19 protein-coding genes and 2 pseudogenes are annotated in these 19264 nt (G+C 52.6%); 19 read left to right on the top strand and 2 right to left on the bottom strand.

What is annotated here, in order from left to right; genetic code table 11:
- Positions 1–85: 85 nt before the first annotated feature.
- Entirely contained in the window at positions 86–784 is a 699-nt protein-coding gene (locus HG66A1_RS00415; protein ID WP_145179750.1) for a recombinase family protein, read from the bottom strand.
- Between the two features lie 164 nt (positions 785–948).
- Between HG66A1_RS00415 and HG66A1_RS00410 the strand changes: the two genes are divergently transcribed.
- The 19 genes and pseudogenes from HG66A1_RS00410 to HG66A1_RS00320 all read left to right on the top strand — a co-directional run bounded on the left by HG66A1_RS00410 (position 949) and on the right by HG66A1_RS00320 (position 18675).
- On the top strand, positions 949–1383 hold the full coding sequence (locus tag HG66A1_RS00410) for a secondary thiamine-phosphate synthase enzyme YjbQ (RefSeq protein WP_145179748.1): 435 nt from the start codon (positions 949–951) through the stop codon (positions 1381–1383).
- Between the two features lie 57 nt (positions 1384–1440).
- Positions 1441–1764, top strand: a pseudogene (locus HG66A1_RS00405) (secondary thiamine-phosphate synthase enzyme YjbQ); the annotation flags it as partial.
- 3 nt (positions 1765–1767) lie between these two features.
- Positions 1768–2190 (top strand): hypothetical protein, encoded by a 423-nt coding sequence (locus tag HG66A1_RS00400; RefSeq protein ID WP_145179744.1) that lies wholly within the window; start codon positions 1768–1770, stop codon positions 2188–2190.
- Positions 2191–2273: 83 nt separating this feature from the next.
- The gene (locus HG66A1_RS00395) at positions 2274–2420 is read left to right on the top strand and encodes a YjbQ family protein (protein WP_409999490.1); all 147 of its coding nucleotides are present in this window, start codon (positions 2274–2276) and stop codon (positions 2418–2420) included.
- 2 nt (positions 2421–2422) lie between these two features.
- Positions 2423–2662, top strand: a complete 240-nt coding sequence (locus tag HG66A1_RS00390; protein ID WP_145179742.1) for a hypothetical protein — start codon at positions 2423–2425, stop codon at positions 2660–2662.
- 108 nt (positions 2663–2770) lie between these two features.
- Positions 2771–3445, top strand: coding sequence for a class I SAM-dependent methyltransferase (locus HG66A1_RS00385; RefSeq protein WP_145179740.1), 675 nt, complete (start codon positions 2771–2773; stop codon positions 3443–3445).
- Between the two features lie 330 nt (positions 3446–3775).
- Entirely contained in the window at positions 3776–4489 is a 714-nt protein-coding gene (locus HG66A1_RS00380; protein WP_197996916.1) for a hypothetical protein, read from the top strand.
- 85 nt (positions 4490–4574) lie between these two features.
- Positions 4575–4874, top strand: coding sequence for a hypothetical protein (locus tag HG66A1_RS00375; RefSeq protein ID WP_145179736.1), 300 nt, complete (start codon positions 4575–4577; stop codon positions 4872–4874).
- 73 nt (positions 4875–4947) lie between these two features.
- A complete protein-coding gene (locus HG66A1_RS00370; protein WP_145179734.1) occupies positions 4948–5382 on the top strand; it encodes a contact-dependent growth inhibition system immunity protein in 435 nt (144 codons plus the stop codon).
- 40 nt (positions 5383–5422) lie between these two features.
- Positions 5423–5890 (top strand): DUF6314 family protein, encoded by a 468-nt coding sequence (locus HG66A1_RS00365; RefSeq protein WP_145179732.1) that lies wholly within the window; start codon positions 5423–5425, stop codon positions 5888–5890.
- A 113-nt stretch (positions 5891–6003) separates the two neighbouring features.
- Positions 6004–6597 (top strand): DUF421 domain-containing protein, encoded by a 594-nt coding sequence (locus HG66A1_RS00360; protein WP_145179730.1) that lies wholly within the window; start codon positions 6004–6006, stop codon positions 6595–6597.
- Positions 6598–6642: 45 nt separating this feature from the next.
- On the top strand, positions 6643–7773 hold the full coding sequence (locus HG66A1_RS00355) for an endonuclease/exonuclease/phosphatase family protein (RefSeq protein ID WP_232106724.1): 1131 nt from the start codon (positions 6643–6645) through the stop codon (positions 7771–7773).
- A gap of 295 nt (positions 7774–8068) precedes the next feature.
- Positions 8069–8770 (top strand): annotated as a pseudogene (locus HG66A1_RS00350) (manganese catalase family protein); the annotation flags it as partial.
- Positions 8771–8787: 17 nt separating this feature from the next.
- Positions 8788–9978 (top strand): AI-2E family transporter, encoded by a 1191-nt coding sequence (locus HG66A1_RS00345; protein WP_145179724.1) that lies wholly within the window; start codon positions 8788–8790, stop codon positions 9976–9978.
- A gap of 232 nt (positions 9979–10210) precedes the next feature.
- Positions 10211–10612, top strand: a complete 402-nt coding sequence (locus HG66A1_RS00340; RefSeq protein ID WP_232106723.1) for a BlaI/MecI/CopY family transcriptional regulator — start codon at positions 10211–10213, stop codon at positions 10610–10612.
- Positions 10609–14322: a carboxypeptidase regulatory-like domain-containing protein gene (locus tag HG66A1_RS00335; RefSeq protein WP_145179722.1), complete on the top strand. Its 3714-nt coding sequence runs from the start codon at positions 10609–10611 to the stop codon at positions 14320–14322. The genes HG66A1_RS00340 and HG66A1_RS00335 overlap by 4 nt, the downstream gene beginning before the upstream one ends.
- Positions 14323–14546: 224 nt before the next feature.
- Positions 14547–16295: an Hsp70 family protein gene (locus tag HG66A1_RS00330; RefSeq protein ID WP_145179720.1), complete on the top strand. Its 1749-nt coding sequence runs from the start codon at positions 14547–14549 to the stop codon at positions 16293–16295.
- Positions 16292–16987, top strand: coding sequence for a hypothetical protein (locus HG66A1_RS00325; protein WP_145179718.1), 696 nt, complete (start codon positions 16292–16294; stop codon positions 16985–16987). The genes HG66A1_RS00330 and HG66A1_RS00325 overlap by 4 nt, the downstream gene beginning before the upstream one ends.
- A gap of 14 nt (positions 16988–17001) precedes the next feature.
- Positions 17002–18675, top strand: a complete 1674-nt coding sequence (locus HG66A1_RS00320) for a hypothetical protein (protein WP_145179716.1) — start codon at positions 17002–17004, stop codon at positions 18673–18675.
- 18 nt (positions 18676–18693) lie between these two features.
- On the opposite strand, the gene HG66A1_RS00315 is transcribed toward HG66A1_RS00320, so the two are convergent.
- Positions 18694–19194, bottom strand: coding sequence for a 3-hydroxyacyl-ACP dehydratase FabZ family protein (locus tag HG66A1_RS00315; RefSeq protein WP_145179714.1), 501 nt, complete (start codon positions 19192–19194; stop codon positions 18694–18696).
- Positions 19195–19264: the final 70 nt, after the last annotated feature.

Here is a 19264-nt window from a genome sequence, read left to right as displayed (position 1 = left end):
ACCTTGTAGTAGGGGTTATTTATGCTCATTACACAGTTAGATTTAAAAATATCCCTTGTTTCCTAGAACAAATTAACAACTGACTTTAGTCTCCATTAAAAAAACTGGACACCCAAGAATGCACGGTGGATGAAGGGATTTTAAGTTCTTTTTCTATATCACGTATGCTCTTCCCCTGCTCTTGTAGTTGTATTACTTTTTCTAGAAATTTTAGACGGCGTTGTTTCTTATAACCCGGCTTTCGCTTCAAGGGCCTTCCTCCTTTATTAAATTTGGCCTGCTGCCCTATTTCGCTTTGTAGTTTTATACAATCTTCTAAACTTGCATTGGGATCCAGCAATGTAACCAGTTCTACGCCTTTTGCTATTTCTCTCAGATCTTCAAGTCCACGTGTATTTACTCTGAGTTTACGTGCCTTTTTTGACCCTGTTGACTTAAAAGATTCATGGCGAATAAAACGATCTGTAGAAAGGGCAACTATCTTGGCACCATGTTGTTTAGCGAATCTTACCGCTAAAGGTAGACGTAGTGGCTCAAAGCCAGACCCTACATATCTAACTACATGCACGACCTTTGCATCTCTCTTGCCCATCTGGTTTCTTAGGTACTGCTCTTGGGCATCAAGATTACCGTTGTGGTTTTGCTGACGCGTGGACACTCGGCAGTACAATACAACCTGGTCCCCCTGTTGGATTCCATCATGGGTGATATACTTTGAGGCATCTCCAGGTGTGAATATTCGCTCGATCGTCTTTTTGGCAGATACTTTCTTCCGTCTAATCATGTTCTGTTTCCCCTTTACAGTTCCCTTTTAAATAAATGGGGCAGGCGGCAGGGATAACCGCTTTTCGGTTGTACATACCTAGCCCCACATACTTATATCGTTATGATTAAGCAATTCATGCTTTAGATTTTAAAAACCAAAATAATATGGAGTCGGATGCCATAATGAAGTCACTAACCAAAGAGCTCTGGATGGATATCCCCCAGCGTCGACAGATAGTTTCTATCCACCAAGATGTTGAAGATCTGGTCAAAGAAAGTGGTGTTACCGATGGTTTGATTCTTATAAACGCAATGCATATCACAGCGTCGGTCTTTATCAACGATAACGAGTCAGGGCTGCATGCCGACTACGACCGCTGGCTGGAGCAGCTGGCTCCTTTCGATGCGGGCAGTGATCCCAATACCGGCGGGTATCTGCACAATCGCACGGGCGAAGACAACGCCGACGCCCACCACAAACGCCAGATCATGGGACGCGAAGTTGTCATTGCAATAACCGACGGACGGCTGCACCTGGGACCATGGGAACACATTTTTTATTACGAGTTCGACGGTCGCAGGCGGAAGCGGATACTGGTGAAGATTATTGGGGAGTAGCATGGTAGCCTCCCGGTTCCGTGACACCCTCTGTCATGAAAGAGATGGCGTAATGCAATGTGCCTGGGGAACGCCATGCACATCACCGCGTCCGTCTTCATCAACGATAACGAATCAGGCCTGCATGAAGACTACGATCGCTGGCTGGAACAGCTGGCCCCCTTCAATCCAGGCGGCGACCCCAATTCCGGCGGCTATCTACACAACCAGACCGGCGAAGACAACGCCGACGCCCACCACAAACGCCAGATCATGGGCCGCGAAGTCGTCGTCGCCATCACCGACGGCCAGCTCCACCTGGGACCCTGGGAACACATTTTTTATTACGAGTTCGACGGCCGCCGACGGAAGCGGATTCTGGTGAAGATTATTGGGGAGTGAGCTATGGAGAAACGATTTTGGTCAGAATCAGAAAGCTTGCCAATCGAGAAGGATCTCGAATCGTTGTTTCAAGATGCTGTAAATCAAGGGTACAAGCCGTATATCGATGATACCGGTCTGTCTGGATCTTTCGGTATCTCGAATGATGGAAGTACTAGAGATACTTTTTTTATATTCAGAGGACACGGGTCAGTCGGAGAAACACGATGTCCACTCTTGGAAGTACGCCTTTATGAAGGAGATCATTTAGTTCAACTTGGCCCCATTTTTGGATATGAAGAATATACATGCGTCGTTATCGCTGGATACAGTTCTGCACAGACAGTCTGGAATTCTTGGCTTGAAGGTTCAGATATTTCATTTGTCTTGAATTCCGTTACATTCTTCAACCGTATGGATATGACCCGATTGTTAAGAGAAGTCTAATTTAATCCCTTTTGGAAGATGATTGTCAGACATTCTGGAGTTCCTGTTTTCTTGTTTAATCTAGAAAGTCATTGTGTAATGCAATGTGCCTGGGGAACGCGATGCACATCACCGCGTCCGTCTCCATCACCGACGGCCAGCTCCACCTGGGACCCTGGGAACATATTTTTTATTATGAGTTTGACGGCCGCCGGCGGGAGCGTATTCTGGTGAAGATTATCGAGGAGTGAAAATGAGTGGTCAGTTTGATACCCCCTCCAAATTTCCTGCGAAAGTGCTTGCCAGTCTGCGTCCCGGATTTCTGACTGTATTTATCGGGTATGGACAAGGTCTGGCTGACGGAGGCATCCCTTATGAGGTTCCGATTGATGACATCCCTTTTGACCTTCGGTTGCCGAATTCGGAATTCACTGCAATCATAGATCCTGCGAATAGTGGAATCATTGACATTGAAAGAAATACACCTGAGTAAAACATGTGATAATGGATACTGAAATCTCTGCGAGGAACAATATAGAAACCAGTGTCTCTCCTGCAACTTGCGAGTTTTCGCTTCTTCTAACCTGAATTTGTGAAAAAAATGGACCATCAATCAACCTGGAATCCCCAAACATATGATGAACCGCGAAGGCGGCTCGTGCCTGACTTTGACGCGTTTTATGGAACTGCTGCAACACTCGTCGAGATGACGATACCCGAGGGGGCTCGGATCCTCGACCTGGGCTGCGGTACCGGTATTCTCTCCGAGTTCATTCTGAGCCGCTCACCCTCCGCTGAAATGACTCTGTTAGACCAGTCTGCAGAAATGCTCGACGTCGCACAGACTCGACTGCAAAAGTATTCCATCACAGCGGTACAAGGCTCATTCGATGAAGCGTTACCAGCCGGCCCGTTTGATGCAATCATTTCAAGTCTGGCAATTCATCACTTATCCGACGAGAAAAAGGCCCGTCTTTTTCATCGCGTCTCCGAGGCACTGATCAGCGATGGCATATTTATCAACGCCGATCAGGTAGCAGGTCCGACACCCTGGCACACTGACGTTTATCGGGCAATGCATGAGGAACAGGCGCGCGAACTGGGAACAGACGATGTGGAGTGGACTGCAGCCCTGCAGAGAATGTCTATTGATCAATACGCGACCATCGACTGGCATCTCGCGCGTTTCGTTGAGGCGGGGCTGTCTCGGTGCGATACATTTTTTAGGAGGTTCGGCTTCGCCGTCATGGCTGGCTGGAAATTACCGACACAATAATTAACTGGATCCGGCAATGGAGTCGGTAATGAGAATATTCAAAACCCGGGAGCTATCTGAAGTTGTCGCGGATGCGACCAGCAGGCCAAGCGAACTCACTCGGCATGACCTGGGGCAAGGTGTCGCTGTTTCATTCCTTTACAACGGTGATGAGGAGCACCCAGACACCTGCCAATGGCGAATTGTTGCCCAGAATGAAATGCAGCTTCGGCAAGTCGTGCAGCAGTTAGTAGAAAGTCTGACGACAATAGGAGTCCGATGCAATCCGGTTCAGATCAGCGGGAGCGTCTGTCATTTTAGAGATGAAGGGCCGTGGGGAGTTGCTGCGGAATGACAGAGGAATCGCACTTGACAAACCTGATCGAATTAAACGGAATCAAGCTGACACCGGTCATTGAATTCTTTCCGACGGACTTTTCCAGGCAAGACCGTAAGATGCCCGATGGCGGAGCTGCGTGCACAGAATGGGAACCATACTGGAAGAGCTGTCTGGCAGACTCCGGCGTCAAAGGACTCAATCCCATTGAACGCGGGTCCTGTTATGTTGCCACTTCTGAGATCACCGCGGAACAACTGGCACGAGCCCTGCCTGTCTTCCTGGAAGACTGCGGAGGGCTGGCGGAACTGCACGATGCTGATTCCCGACCAATCTTGAGCGGAGGTCTCGCTTTAAGTGCTTACCGGCATGGGATCCTCGTCCTGCCCACCTGCTGCAGTGATCTCAGTAATCTCGAAAGCTGGCAGACCGCAGCCGGATACACAGGCCTCTCCTGGGAGATGCTGTGGATCGGACATCCCTGGTTGTCCGTGAAATTTCAGCAGCCCTGGCTGGTTCTGAGTGACCTGCACGAGTCTGATGATCCGGAGGCGCGCTGGATGGTCGATCCCGCTGATCTACGAAATGCCATCACAGCTGCCGAGGAGGAACTGAACCGATTCAAAGAACAGCTGGCGCAGGTTCTGACGGGCCTGGGATTTGTGGGAAATGCTACACAGGTGGCAGCAGCCCTGAGCGGTTTCCGGTCAGCAGAATCGAACCCGTAGTTCCAGATTGTGTCTCCTCTGAGCTTAAAGCGACAGCTTCCAAGTTCAGAGAGAGGCTCCATCAAAAACCGCCAGCGAGAATACCATGAATCGAAACAAGCTTGTGATCAATGAATTCTCTAACGAGAAATCTGCGCAACAGTATGCTGAAAACTGGCCCGCTAATCCGGAAAGCCTCCAGCTCTATGAGAATGGATTTCAGTGTGGTGGCTGTGCTTTCTTTGCTCCCTGGAATGCGGACTGGGGGCTTTGTTGTCATCAGAAATCGGTCCATTTCTCTGAAACGGTGTTTGAACACTTCACCTGCAGCAGCTACGTTAATGAAGGCTGGGGACCTCACAGTTTTACAGAAGATGTTCGTTTTCACTGCCGTTGCCGGGGATAAACTGACTGAACGTGGGTAGATTTTGGAATTCGGCAAGCTGGCTTCTGCCGAATTTTATTCGTAAATGCAGGAAATGATGAACATAAACTTCGACCGTCGCAAAAGCCTGCAGGAACTTGAAGGCGAAGACTGGGGAGAACCGGAGGTCTCCGATTCCAGCCTGATCAAAACCTGCATGTGGTTACGACGCGTCCCCCTGCAAGACTTCACCACCGAAAATCTGCGAATGATGATCGGCCAGAAGATCAGTCTGTTTTTCCTCGTTCCACTGGCACTGGAAACTCTTGATCAAGATCCGCTGTCTGAGGGACACTTTTACGCCGGTGATCTGCTGAACGCGGTACTCTCTGTCCCTGAGTCGTACTGGCGGCTGCACACCGAGCAGTGCGAGGTCCTCCGCCGGGTGTTCATCCGAGCCAAAACCATGCTGACAGATCTGGATGAGACGGAGTCCAACGCTCTCTGCAATGATCTCAAAGGAATACCCGACTTCCTGATCGATTCATAACCGCCACCATCCCTTGATCCAGCTGAGGATTTTATTCCCAATGCCTGCCGACCTCAACCTGTCAGAACTCTGGAGTCGTCTGTCATCAATTAACTCGTTGACGTTCACGGCTCAATCCTTTGGTTCCGGTAGCGGCTGGAATGGTACGGGGGTTGGCACGGTATTAGTTGAATCAATCGATGACCAGACGCTGCTCTTTCACGAAGCCGGAAACTGGTCACCGCCGGAAGGAAAGTCGCTGCGTTTTACAAATGTCTATCGCTGGTGTGCCTATCCGGAACAGAAACAGTTGCGGCTGGAGCACTTGCGTTTTGGAAATGCGAATCCGGTGTATCTGTTTGATCTGCAACAGACCGCAGCCGATCGCTGGGATTCCATCGAGCCGCATGTCTGCAGCGAAGACCTCTATACGGCCACACTGCACCTCGAAAACGAATCACTGCATCTGGACTGGACCGTCAAAGGAAAGACCAAGAACGAACGGATTTCCTATGTCTATGAACAGTGAATCCAACTGACCGCTGAATGGCAGCCAAATCAGTTTGGCACGTAATCTGCTTAGTCTGAGTCACAGATCCGTTTTGTATTTCCACCCTGTTTCAGCTCAGAAAAGCGAGAACCATGTTCGAAAAATGGGTTACTTCACAGTGGACTGAAATTCCCATGGTCCTGCTGTCGTGTTTCATTACTTATACTGTGATCATCGCCTATACCCGTTTTACCGGCTTGAGAAGCTTCTCAAAAATGTCGGCAGGTGATTTTGCGATGACTCTGGCCGTCGGTTCCATCTTTGCGTCCACGATCTCATCAGCGAACCCCACATTGGTAATCAGTCTGACGGCAATGGCAACGCTGTTTGTCGGGCAATGGCTGCTGGCAATCTCGAGAAAGAAATTTCACTGGTTCAGCCGACTCATCGATAATCAACCGTTACTCTTAATGCATGGCGGGTCCATGGTGGAAGAAAATCTTCGCAAAGCAAACGTCACCCGGACGGACGTGTATGGGAAACTCCGCGCAGCCAACGCCCTGAACTATGAACATGTTCTGGCTGTCGTCTTTGAAACAACGGGAGACATTTCCGTGCTGCATTCCGAAGATCCCGATGTCAAACTGGAAGCGGAGTTTTTTGAGAACGTCGTCGGGGCAGAATTGCTATACCATAGTGATAACGTCAATGTGAATACCCGGGAACGCGCAGCCGCTGCATCGTAAACCCGAGTACGCATGATTGTCTTCCAGCAACAGGGAGATCAAAAATTGGTCCCAACCGAAACAATAACTGAAGAGCATTCTGGCAGCTCGACGGAATCGCCCGTTCGCAAGTGGGTTTACCGGTGCGTCATCCTGTTGGCCGGCGTCGCGGTGTTGACCGCGTTGCTTCCCTTGCTTCCCGTTGACTGGTGGTGGGTCCGCATCGGCGATTTTCCCCGCGTACAACTGCTGTTTGCTTATGTCGTCGTCATGCTGGTACTCTTCCCCTTCTGGCATAAAACTGCTGCAAAAACAGGGGTTTTCCTACTGACAATCAGCTGCAGCATTCAATTATTCTGGATCTTTCCCTACCTGCCTTTCGCCCCCCATGAAGTGGAGTGGGCAGAGTCTGCTGATCCGCAAACCCGCCTGCGGATTATGACGGCGAATGTCTATCAGGAAAACCAGAACGCTGAAGCGGTGCTGTCTCTGATCGAGCAGGAACAACCGCATATCGTCGTGCTGTGTGAAGTCAACGCGCGCTGGATTCGCGACCTGAAACCCCTTGAAAAATCCTATGGCTGGCGATTAACGCATCCACTCGAAAATACCTACGGTATCGCCGTGTATTCCCGGCTTCCCCTGGAGAGTGCCCGCATCCGGTCCATGATCAAGCAGGAGATCCCCTCGATCGATGCCCGCGTCAAACTTCCCTCAGGACAGTTCGTACGCCTGTTTGCCGTACATCCTAATCCACCCCGTCCGGGTGAAGATACAACCAAACGTGATGCCGAACTCGTGCTGGTTGGACGCGAAGTACGCGATAGCCCCAGTGCTATCGTGCTGGGTGATTTGAATGATGTCGGCTGGTCACGCACGACAAACCTGTTTCAGGAAGTCAGCGGTCTACTCGATCCCCGTAAAGGACGCGGACTCTATCCGACATATGACGCCACCTCTTCAATCTGGCGTTACCCATTGGACTATCTGTTTCATTCGGATGATTTTCGCATTGTGAAACTCGGTACGCTACCTTCCATCGGATCCGATCATTTTCCCCTGCTGGTGGAATTAAGCCACGAACCTGAAGCCGCAGTCACCCAGGAAGGCCCGCACCTGGATGGCGGTGATCAGGAAGACGCCAGCGATGCAGTAGATTCGGCGCGAGAGTTGAAAGAGACTCCTGAAGAGCCCTGAGTTGTCTGTTTTCCGAGATCAAACTGACTCCCCAGCGTTCATGCTGCGCGGTCAGGCACCGCTTTCAGATGACAACTGCAAAGATTCTTTAATCGTCACTGTACCTGAATGAATGAAAGTCGAGGCAGAGTCACAATCTCTGGTTCCAGTACACTTTGGCATGCAGTTTGCGAATCTCTGCTTAGAATTATCTCGAACTCGAGGGACAGACGGCGATGGCCCGCCCAAGTCTGTAGGTTGCAAAGCTGTCCCCGTAATCAGTCTGTTATCGACACGATTTACGAAAGGACCAGGCATGTATCATCATGTTAAAAAACTGATGTATAAAGTTGATGTGGGAGATCCCGACCCCCGCTTTGGGAAAATGCTGCTCGAACAGTTCGGCGGTGCGAATGGCGAACTGGCCGCAGCCATGCAATACTCGATTCAGGGTATGAACTGCGAAGACCCGGCCCGCAAAGACCTGTTGATGGATATCGGTACTGAAGAATTGAGCCACCTGGAGGTTATCGGTGCGCTGGCCCGCTTGCACCTGAAACCGTTACGAAAAGCGGGAGATGCCGCTCTGGACGACCCACTAATTGCAGTGGTCGGTGGCGGTGGTGTGTCGCTGAGTAACTCGCAGGGCTCATCCTGGACTTCCGACTATATTGCCGTGACCGGTCAGCTCGAGGTTGATCTGCGTTCCAACATGGCGGCGGAAGCCCGGGCCAAGATCGTCTATGAACGCCTCATCGATCATACTGACGATCCAGGTTCCAAGGATGCCCTGCGGTTCCTGATGACCCGGGAAATCACTCACCTTAAGGCCTTCGGTCAGGCACTGGAAAGTATGGATAAGCAACCGCTGGAAATCGGCGAACTGGAACCCGATTCCCAGTGGGTTGACAAGTACTTCAACGACTCGACAGAATCCGGTGATCTGGGTGAAGATTCCAGCGGCCCCTGGAATTCAGGCGATGAATGGGTAGTCGTTGATAATCCAGCCTTCAGTGGTACCTGATAGACTGTTCCATGACAGAACCCGAAGCTTCTTCATCAACTGCAGTGATGCTGAGCAGGACGATCACCACTCTGGTGGTGGTCGTCGTCTTAGCCGCTGCGCTGGTCATCACCTGGGAAATCATCTTAACGTTATTCCTGGCAGTCCTGTTCGCTGTCTTTCTGACCTTTGCCAGTAATAGTCTGAGCCGGGTCTTACCGATCCCTTACCAGGGAAGTCTGGCATTACTCGTGACGACCCTGGTTCTGCTTTCCGCAGGAACCACTGCCTTATTCTTCGTACAGATCGAGCATCAGGTGCAGGAGGCCAGTCAACAGATCGAACGCGGTACAGAGAAAATTCAGAAATGGGCTGAAGAGTACACGACGGTCAAATCCGTGATTCAGTCGACCCCGTATTTATCTCAGTCACTGTTACCTGCATCCGATTCACAAAAGAAGAAACACGATTCCAGTCCATCTGAAGACTCGAAATCTCCTGAGCAGACAGATGACTCCCCCCAAAAGAAATCCGAAAAATCACAGCAGACCGATCTGAATTCACTGGCGCAGCCTGCAAAACAGGCGGCTTCCTTTGTCGGCCAGATGTTCCGTACGACATTTGGACTCGTAGTCAATTCGGTGTTGATTCTGTTTGTCGGTCTCTTTCTGGCGACAGCACCTGCGACCTATCGAGACGGCGTAGTCATTCTGTTTGCTCCAGAGCGTCGCGAGCGGATCCGGCAACTCATGAACCAGCTGGGAGACACGCTCTGGCACTGGCTGATCGGCCGCTTCGGTTCGATGCTGGTGACCGGCCTGGGTGCCTGGCTGGTCCTGCTGCTGATCGGCGTTCCCATGGCGGGTACGCTGGGGTTCCTCACTGGACTGTTGACGTTCATCCCCAATATTGGTGCCGCGATCTCCTTTATTCTGGCAATCCTCGTGGCGCTCCCACAAGGCACCACTACGGCAGCACTCGTGATCCCCGCCTATATCGGACTACAGCTGCTGGAGAGTTACGTGATCACCCCTTTGATTCAAAAGCAGCAGGTCTCGCTCCCCCCTGCACTGTTGATCTCGTTCCAGGCCATTATGGGCGTCCTGTTCGGTTTTCTGGGAGCCATCATCGCCTCTCCCTTCCTGGCAGCAGTCAAAGTCATCGTCCAGGAACTTTACGTGAAAGATTATCTGGAGGGCAACGCCGACCAGAACGGTAGTTAAGCATTTCAGCTGTATGCTTTTGCCAGCCAGGGATCTGACCAGGCAACTGCAACTCTGACATATCCCCTGCGCATGAGTCTGTTACTCCCTGTGCTCCAGCCAGCACACAACTTTTAATAAATTAAAAACACTTCTTGACGGGCTGCTCTGCCGCAGTTACCATCTTTTAACGAATTAAAATTAATTCCTGAATCACTCACCAGGTCTACTCGACCTGCCTGCGGGGAGCAGAATGATGGCACGTCCCGTCTCCGAACATCCGACCGATCTGGAGTTGGAAATTCTCAAGATCCTCTGGTCTACTTCGCCGCTGACGGTGCGGGAAGTCAGGGATCAACTTGAAACCAGTGCCGGCCGCCCTTTGACGCACAGCTCTGTGATCACGATTTTAAACATCATGTACCGCAAGGGTTATGTAAAACGCGAGAAGGCCGGTAAATCGTTTCAGTTCTCTCCGGCCCAGGAAAAGCAGACCGTCACAGGCAGCATCATGGGAGATCTGTTGACCCGCGTGTTTGACGGTTCTTCCAGCGACCTGGTGCTGAATCTCCTCGAAACGGCTGAGCTCGATTCCGACGAACTGGCCGAACTCCGCAAGCTGATCACGCGCAAGGCAAAGGAGCTGAAAGAATGAGCTGGCACCCTCTGATCGATCCGACATTAAGCAGCCGCCTCTGCCTGACACTGTTGCACTCCCTCTGGCAGATCACCCTGGTGGCCCTGCTGGTCTGGTGCATTGACCGGCTCTGGAAATCGCTGGCCGTGGAACAGCGTTATACACTTTATGTTTCGGCACTGGTGCTGGCCTGCCTTTCGCTGCCGATCAACTTTCAATGGCTGCGAGTGACGGACACCAATCAGGCTGAACTCAGCCAGTCAGGCACCCCGGCAGTCTCCGGGTCTGTGCCCTCCGGGTTACCTGCCGCCAGCCCGGAACTGGAATTACCAGCAGAGCCGCTGCCTGTACCGCCCCGGGCTTCATTCACAGAGACAGCCGATTCCCCGAATCAGCGCACAACTTCATCCCTGGCAACAGGTCGACTCCTCATCACACCGACTCCGTTTGACTGGAGAGTACTGACTCCCTGGCTCGTTGCATTCTACCTGGCAGGCGTTGTGCTGATGCTGCTGCGACTGCTGGCTGGCCATTTACGCATCGCCCGTGTGCGTGCCGCAGCCACACCAGTCTCGACAGGTCCCTGCGTGGAATTTCTCACCCGTCTGACGGAACAATGGAACCTGAAGGTCCGCCCCGCGCTGACCTGTGCCGAACAGATCGTCGTTCCACAGGTGACAGGCCTGCTCCGCCCGACGATCCTTTTACCTGTGTCCGTCATCAGCAGTCTCTCAGCCGGTGAACTGGAACTGATTCTGACCCACGAACTGGCTCACATCAGACGATATGATCTCTGGATCAATCTCCTGCAGCGCATGGCGGAGGTCATCCTCTTTTTCAATCCCGCACTCTGGTATCTCAGCCAGCGAATCAGTCTCCTGCGAGAATACTGTTGTGACGATATGACCTGCCGGATTGAAGCCGAGGATCACCGTTCACTCGAGACAGCCCGCGTCGTCTACTCCACAGCCCTGCTCCGGGTTGCGGAACTGGCGTATCGCAGCCGCCTTTCCGAACCGCAGCTGACCTCGCTCTCTGCTGCCGGCAAATCGCCTTCCGAAATCCGCCGTCGCGTGGCGCGCCTGTTTGGAGAACCGCTCCATGAACCGCTGCCCGTCTCGCGAGTGGGCTTCTGTACCCTTTTGTTCTTGATGCTGTCCCTGCCGGTGTTTCTGTTTCTGACTTCCACCACGGCGCAAACAGCAGAGCAGGAACAACCCCCTGAAAAGACCGTTACTGAATCACAAGACACGAAACCGGAAACGGACACAAGAGCAGTCAAGGACACAGAACGGCTGTTTCAACTGACGGTTGTCGACTCCACCGGTAAACCAGTGCCGCATGCGACGGTCGAAATTCGCAGCGATCCTTCGCCCACAGCAGAGCAGATCGTCCGCGGCAAATTTCTGCGCGAAGCGACCTACGGTCCTTTCGCGCAAACGAACGAACAGGGGGAACTGTTCTTCAAAATTCCGCAGAGGATGAAGCGATTCAACCTCAGTATTAAAAAAACAGACTTCGGCCCCTACTGGGCCGGCTGGAGTACCAGTAATCATCCTGAGTCTATACCTGGGAAGTTTACCGCAAAACTCGACGCAGGCTGGTCGGTGGGAGGCGTTGTGGTAGACGAAGCCGGTAAGCCGATTGCAGGTGCCCAGGTTTCTCCCGGTGTGAAATATAAAAAACGGCCCGGTGATACAAGTGAATTATATGTTGGCACAAGGATCACCACCGATGCCAAAGGGCGTTGGCAATTTCATTATGTACCTCAATCAGAATCAGAGGTCTTTCTCTCCGTCAATCACCCGGAGTTCAGTCCCTGGAGAGAGCGCATCTCGCGTGATCAATTCGAAGTCAGGAAAAACAGGGGGCCCTCTGCGAAAGTCGAATTACAGCGGGGCCTTGATATCACAGGTAGTGTGACCGACGAAAAAGGTGCCCCCATTTCCGGCGCCCTCGTCAGAACGAAATTTATGAATGACATTCGAAAAGCCACCACGGACGAACATGGAATCTATGTACTCACCGGTTGTGAGCCGCGTCTGACCAGGGTCGTCGTCTCAGCCAAAGGTCGTGCGCCGGAAGTGCAGGAAGTTCGGGTAAAACCCGACATGGATCCGGTTGATTTTAAACTGGTACCAGGTCGAAAAATCCGGGTCCGCGTGGTTGATGAACAGGGGAAGGGAATTCCCAGGGCACGTATCTTCTTCCAGCAGTGGCGCGGCTCGTGGCTCGGTGTCTTTTTTGAATTTAGCTACGTCCATCAATACACGGATAAAAACGGCGTCTGGGAATGGGATGAGGCACCCGTCGATGAATTCCAGGCCGACATCTACCGACCAGGTGGAATGTCCCTCAGCCGACAGACGTTGATAGCTCGTGAGAAGGAATATGTATTTACTCCTCCTCAAGCGCTGGTTGCTTCAGGACGTGTCATCGATTCCCAAACGAAAGAGCCGATCAAAAAGTTTCAAGTAACCACCGGCTTTCGTGACTCACACCCTCAATCCCGTGTGATCTGGAATACAACTGATGCTTTCGAAGCACAGGGCGGCAGCTACCAGGTGCGAATCACCCGAGATGAACCGGCTCATTTTATCAAGTTGGCGGCTCTCGGTTATCGAGTGGCCGTTTCGCGTCAGCTGAAAAACGATGAAGGCACCGTCAAGGTGGACTTCGAACTTGAGCCCGCACAAGATATTGCAGCAACGGTTTTGACTCCGGATCACCAACCCGCTAAAGAATCCAAAGTCGCCGTGGGAGTGAAAGACAGTTTTATCCGCATTCAAAACGGGGACATTCGCGAGAACTCCACTTATGCCACATTTGTCCGCACTGATGCTCAAGGACGCTTTCACACACCCGCCCCAAATGGGCCATTCCAGTTAATCATCACACATCCGACCGGTTTCGCGCATTATAAATCAGACTCCGGTCCACTCCCTGATCCACTTAAACTGACTCCCTGGGCACGGGTCGAAGGTCAGTTCCAGATCGGTAAGACACCGGCACCGAAAGTACCTTTGGAGATCCAGAGCTACAATTATTTCCCCTATGGAGATGATGGCCCCAGTATCACCATTCAACATCGCACCAGTACCGGCTCCGATGGCAAGTTTCTATTTGAGCGCGTCTGGCCAGGTAGAGGCTATCTTGGTCGTGAGATCAGTTTCATGGTAAATGATGGCGTTTCCGATCCGATCTCGTCGATTCTGCTGCCGCTGGATTTCAAAGCAGGTAAAACAGTCGCACAGAACCTGGGTGGCACGGGCCGTCCTGTGATCGGGAAACTGGCTCCCCCCGCAAATCACAAGGGGAAAGTACTCTGGCAATTCACCCTGATTAACGGACATCGTTTTCTCGATCCCCCTCCCGGGATGCTGGCTGTCGAAGAAATGCAAAAGCATCCGCAGAATTACCAGACCTGGTATAAAAACTGGAAGGCTTCGAATCGCTATGCAGATGAGAAAGCGATTTATAAGCAATACACGGCAGATCAGGAAAAACTGCTGTCTGAAACTCCCCACTTCAAAGCCAGCATTGCTACCGACGGTTCCTTCCGCATTGATGATGTACCGCCCGGTAATTACGCCTTAAGTGCTCACTGCTACGAACAGAAGAAAGCCGGCTTTCCTGGTCATCTTATCAATCACATCTTCACCGTCCCTCCCGTGGACCAGTCGGGCAACAAAGACCCCGTTGACCTGGGCACGCTCACGCTGGAATAAATCGTGATTGTCGCCAGGCCTGTAGAACCTCGACCATTCGAACTGTGTCAGTCCATTCAATCTATTTAACCCAACTCATTACAGAAGATTGAACCCGTCTCTTAAGTTGCCCGAATTGAGTATGGAAAGAGCCTGAACGGAAGATTACAATCTGTTAATCAGTGATCCTGTTTCCAACATCCGCGTGTAGATTCCAACACGCTATCGAGATAGATTCTTTTGCCATGACACATATGATTGGTATCGACCTGGGAACCTCCAACTCCCTGTGTGCCGTCTTTGAAGATGGTCAGCCCAGGCTCATCCCTAACGCCCTTAACTCGTTTCTGACGCCTTCTGTCATCAGTGTTTCGGAGGACAATCGCGTGCTCGTGGGCGCTGCCGCCAAGGAGATGCGGGTCACGCAACCCGAACGCTGTGCGTGGGTTTTCAAACGACTCATGGGGACCGAGCAGAGCGTGAAAATCGGCACGCATACCTTCACCGCGCCGGAGATGTCGAGCCTGGTTCTGCAGTCACTCAAGCAGGATGCAGAAGCCTATCTGGGAACCCCGGTGGAGGATGCCATCATTACGGTTCCCGCTTATTTCAACGATCATCAGCGGAATGCCACCAAGCTGGCCGGAGAGCTGGCCGGTCTGAATGTCAGACGTATCATCAATGAACCGACGGCAGCAGCACTCACCTATGGTTTTCACGATCGAGGAGCCGACAAGCGACTGATTGTCATCGACCTCGGCGGCGGCACGTTCGATGTCACCGCGATGGAAGTCTTCGAAGGAACTCTGGAAATCATCTCCACTGCAGGCGAGAGCATGCTGGGTGGCGAAGACTTTACCGATCGCATTCTGGCCTGGACACTCAGCACACAGAAAATGCAACTGGAGGTGGCTGAAATGAAAGCCCCCCTGCTCGTCGCACGACTCAAGCAGGAATGCGAGGCTGCTAAACATGCCTTTGCGACAGCTTCGGAAGCCAGAATTCGTTTCCCTGATGTGCAGGGCGAAATTACCGAGCAGTCTCCGGTCATTACGATTTCACAGGAACAGTTCCAGAAACTGAGCGAACCATTAATCAAACGGCTCTCGCGGCCCATCGCCCGGGCCGTTCGGGATTCGCGGATTCCGCCTCAAGAATTCACAGACGTGATCCTGGTCGGCGGTGCCACCCGGATGGAAGTGGTCCGCTCGTTTGTGCGCTCCTTCTTCGACACCGAGCCTCTCTGTTCTTATAACCCGGACGAAGTTGTGGCACTCGGCGCTGCAGTGCAGGCAGCGTTGATCCAGGATGACCAGGCCGTCGACGACATGGTGATGACCGACATCTGTCCCTTCACGCTGGGAACGGAGGTCATCAAGGAATTTGGCCAGCGAAAGGTGGACGGCTATTTCCTGCCCGTGATTCATCGAAATACCACCATTCCGGTCTCCCGCGAAGAAGTAGTATTTACCGTCTCACCCAATCAGCGGCAGGTTGCTGTCGGCGTCTACCAGGGGGAATCGCGCAAAGTCGAAGACAATCTCTTCCTGGGCAAACTGGAGGTCAAAGGGATTCCCCCCGGACCAGCCGGCAAACCCGTGCATCTACGGTTCACGTATGACTTAAACGGCATTCTGGAGGTCGAAGCCTACGTCCCGGAAACCGGTAAGAAATCAACGCTCATACTCACTCAACACGCCCGGCTCTCCTCCAGTAAAGAGATCAAGTCGGCCGTGAAGAAGTTGCAGGCGCTCAAATTTTACCCGCGGGACGATGTGCGCAATCAGCATCTGCTCTCCTTTGCGGAGCGGGTCATCGGCGAAGTCAGCCCTTACCAGCGAGAAGATCTGGAATCCATGATCGATCAGTTCGAGCATGCGATGTCTTCGGGCGATCGCGAATATTTCGACTCCGTACGTCAGAATCTGTTAACCTCCCTGGCAGCCCTGGGGTTCCACTACGATGAAGAGGAAGGCCGGGAACGCGAATCATGACAACAGCGCGCGAGAGCGAACAGGACTATCTCAGCCGTCTGTTGCAGATGAATCCCCTGGGTTGTACCGAAGAAATTCTGGCACGGCGGCACCACTTTCTGCATTCCCATTCGGCGGAGCACCCATTCCTCGCTGATGTGGATCTGAATTTTCTGGATCGCAAACAGCGAGCAAGAAAAAAGTTAGAGACCATCCGCAGGAATTTCTGGCAGGTCAATGCACAATCACTGCTGGCGGAGCTCGAGAAACTGGATGTCCACGAATTTCCCGAACTGGGTTTTTCCGTCAGTCGCCTGCAACAGGTTGCCCGGCTCAAAGGCGAATTCGCACGTCTGCAACAACACCATGCCTGCTTTGAAAATTTTTTCGATCAGTTCACTCAGCTGGTGGTCGCATCTCCGGAAGAGGCGGAACGACTCCGCACTCGTAATGGGGAGTCCACCAGCATAGAGCTGGCCGATCTTGATCTGAATACACCACGCGAGTACCAGCGCATTGCGGAAGTCGTTCAAAAACAATTCCCCGAACTCTATGAACTGGAAAAATACTGGTTGAACCAGGTCGCCGTTTCGGGCAGGGAACGGTCTTCAATCAATCGCACGGTCAATGTCCTGTATGCCCTGATCATCGCCTCCATCGGTCTGGTCCTGCTGCTTGCGCTGTTCTATCTTCCTGAAACTCTCACTGGCTGATTCCGGAGACTGGCATGAGCGAATCTGACGAACCACGGTGGGACCTGTTACCGGATGACCCCGAACAGTTTTTTTCCCTGTCCGGCGATTACGATGTGCGCGACCTGAAACGCAGCTACAACGCGCTGATCAAACGCTTTAAGCCGGAGAAATGCCCCGAAGAATTCCAGCGGATCCGGGCCGCTTTCGAAAGGTTGAACGATGCACTCCGCTATGGAGAAACACGGAATCCGGGCAGTTTACCACCCCAGGCGCAGTTTGACTGGTCAGCCCCGCCCGCTCCCGGCAACCAGACTCAGGAGCCTCCCGACGAACAGACCATCCTGCCTCCCTCGGACATCGATCACGATGAGTCGGAATCAGAGTCCACACCGCTGCTTGAATTCCCCGAGCTCTACGAACGCGTCCAGCAGGAACCGCTGCCGGACATCTACGAGGAACTCAAGTCCCTGCCGCACAAAACCCCCTACGATTATTATGCACTCGCATTGATCTCGGATCTGATTACTGACGAGGAGCTGTCGTTTCCTTTCTGGCTGCTGAAAGGGCTGAAAGCCCATCCGGAAGAGCCGGCCCTGTTTGAACTGCTGCACCAGTATTTTCTGACCGACCAGACCGTTAAGGGTTTGGGCAAGCTGCTGGTCGAGACGGCGCGGGTCATTCGTAACGACCGTTTCTACTATCTCACGGAAAACGCCTGGGACCGTCTGCTCAGGGAAGTTCCCTTTAATCAGTTTCGCCAGGTTCTGGAGGCCTGTGAAGCGAACCTGCTCGATCACGAAGTCGATCATATGCTGGTCTTCTACGTGCATCTGCTCAAAGCGGGTCTCTGGAAAGCGGACCCCGACTGGATTCGCATGATTCTCGCCCAGATCGACGAATACCACGAACGGATGTCGTACTGGCTCGAACTCGAATACGAATTCCTGTTTCTGATTCGCAGCTACCGGGAACAGCGCGAGGAGTTTTTAAAAGGTGGACCGATCAGAAAGCTCATCGATCAAACCATCATCGACTACTGCACCCAGAGCGAACAGGTTGCAGACCGCCGGTTTCTGGAATGTCAGCAGACGCTGGTCTCACAAAGGGATGAACTGCTGAAAGAATTCAATGTGCCCAGCCGGGGTTGTGAAAACGTGATCTACCTCTGGGAGACCATCGCCGCGGATGTCTCCGAACGCATCGACACCGAATGGTCCCCCGATGATCCGGCGACCTTACCGGAACAGACTCACCGTCTGGCCGGTCAACTGTTTGCCGAAACGGAAGGCGCCGAGTATCGCAAAGCGGTGAAGATCCCCACACTGGCTTTCGTGCTGATCTTCCTGGTCTCGATTATCGTCGGCCTGCTCTTCGCGCTGAATAAATCGGACTCGATCTCCGCTATTCTGCTGATCGCAGGTTGTCTGCTGCTCTTTAACGGCGTTACGTTCATCATCAGTTACCTGGTCGCAGACGTGGTCACCCAGGAATTCTACCTCTCCTGGTGGCGACGACAGCTGTTAACTTTCTACCAGTCACACTGGTTTCCGCTACCCTACCTGGCAGCAGAGTTAAAGCGGCTGAACGGCACCCAGATCGGCAAGGAAAAGTTCCGTGGCATGAGCGAAGTAGCCCACATGCTCCGCAACGATGCCGGTCTCTGGTTTTATTCCACCGCCCAGCGCCTGCTGGCTGCCTGTCGTTGAGAGACTCTGCTCAGCCTGCTACACCCCGACCGGACCGGTCAACACACTGGATTCGATGTTCGTCAGCTGAAAGCGGTTCCGCATGATGATCTTGTCCCCGACAGCGATTGTCGCGCGGAAATCGAAGATCCCACTCAACCGCTCGTTCAGATTCACCCGGATTTCCAGCTGATCACCGGGGCGGGCGAAGCCTTTAAAGCGGGCCTGTTCCACCTTGACCAGCACACCCAGGGCATACTCATTAAAGTGCGGATCGTGAGTGTTATATTCCGGCATCGGATTATAGCGTGCCGCGATGAGGATACCCGCGGATTGCGTGGTCATTTCCTGCATCATCGCTCCCGGCACCACGGGTGCCCCCGGAAAGTGCCCCTGCAGAAAATACTCCTCACCCGTGACTCGCCGGGAGGTGACAATCTCACTGTCCGAAATCGACTGGATGTCATCGACCATCAAATAAGGGGCCCGGTGGTGCAGGTAGTCTTCAACGGACGGAAATTCGTGGCGGTATGTTTGCATACTGTGGACTTTCTGAGGAGAGATAAGATCTTAACGTACTATTTCTACTCAGCTTGTTGATTTTGGGAAG

Source organism: Gimesia chilikensis, assembly GCF_007744075.1.
Taxonomy (GTDB): domain Bacteria; phylum Planctomycetota; class Planctomycetia; order Planctomycetales; family Planctomycetaceae; genus Gimesia; species Gimesia chilikensis_A.
This window is presented reverse-complemented; position numbering and strand designations above follow the sequence as displayed.

Coding starts and splice junctions, on each gene's coding strand:
- HG66A1_RS00340 (WP_232106723.1), top strand. CDS start 10,211: ATGATGGCACGTCCCGTCTCCGAACATCCGACCGATCTGGAGTTGGAA.
- HG66A1_RS00380 (WP_197996916.1), top strand. CDS start 3,776: ATGACAGAGGAATCGCACTTGACAAACCTGATCGAATTAAACGGAATC.
- HG66A1_RS00335 (WP_145179722.1), top strand. CDS start 10,609: ATGAGCTGGCACCCTCTGATCGATCCGACATTAAGCAGCCGCCTCTGC.
- HG66A1_RS00360 (WP_145179730.1), top strand. CDS start 6,004: ATGTTCGAAAAATGGGTTACTTCACAGTGGACTGAAATTCCCATGGTC.
- HG66A1_RS00320 (WP_145179716.1), top strand. CDS start 17,002: ATGAGCGAATCTGACGAACCACGGTGGGACCTGTTACCGGATGACCCC.
- HG66A1_RS00400 (WP_145179744.1), top strand. CDS start 1,768: ATGGAGAAACGATTTTGGTCAGAATCAGAAAGCTTGCCAATCGAGAAG.
- HG66A1_RS00370 (WP_145179734.1), top strand. CDS start 4,948: ATGATGAACATAAACTTCGACCGTCGCAAAAGCCTGCAGGAACTTGAA.
- HG66A1_RS00315 (WP_145179714.1), bottom strand. CDS start 19,194: ATGCAAACATACCGCCACGAATTTCCGTCCGTTGAAGACTACCTGCAC.
- HG66A1_RS00365 (WP_145179732.1), top strand. CDS start 5,423: ATGCCTGCCGACCTCAACCTGTCAGAACTCTGGAGTCGTCTGTCATCA.
- HG66A1_RS00415 (WP_145179750.1), bottom strand. CDS start 784: ATGATTAGACGGAAGAAAGTATCTGCCAAAAAGACGATCGAGCGAATA.
- HG66A1_RS00385 (WP_145179740.1), top strand. CDS start 2,771: ATGGACCATCAATCAACCTGGAATCCCCAAACATATGATGAACCGCGA.
- HG66A1_RS00375 (WP_145179736.1), top strand. CDS start 4,575: ATGAATCGAAACAAGCTTGTGATCAATGAATTCTCTAACGAGAAATCT.
- HG66A1_RS00325 (WP_145179718.1), top strand. CDS start 16,292: ATGACAACAGCGCGCGAGAGCGAACAGGACTATCTCAGCCGTCTGTTG.
- HG66A1_RS00410 (WP_145179748.1), top strand. CDS start 949: ATGAAGTCACTAACCAAAGAGCTCTGGATGGATATCCCCCAGCGTCGA.
- HG66A1_RS00330 (WP_145179720.1), top strand. CDS start 14,547: ATGACACATATGATTGGTATCGACCTGGGAACCTCCAACTCCCTGTGT.
- HG66A1_RS00345 (WP_145179724.1), top strand. CDS start 8,788: ATGACAGAACCCGAAGCTTCTTCATCAACTGCAGTGATGCTGAGCAGG.
- HG66A1_RS00390 (WP_145179742.1), top strand. CDS start 2,423: ATGAGTGGTCAGTTTGATACCCCCTCCAAATTTCCTGCGAAAGTGCTT.
- HG66A1_RS00395 (WP_409999490.1), top strand. CDS start 2,274: ATGTGCCTGGGGAACGCGATGCACATCACCGCGTCCGTCTCCATCACC.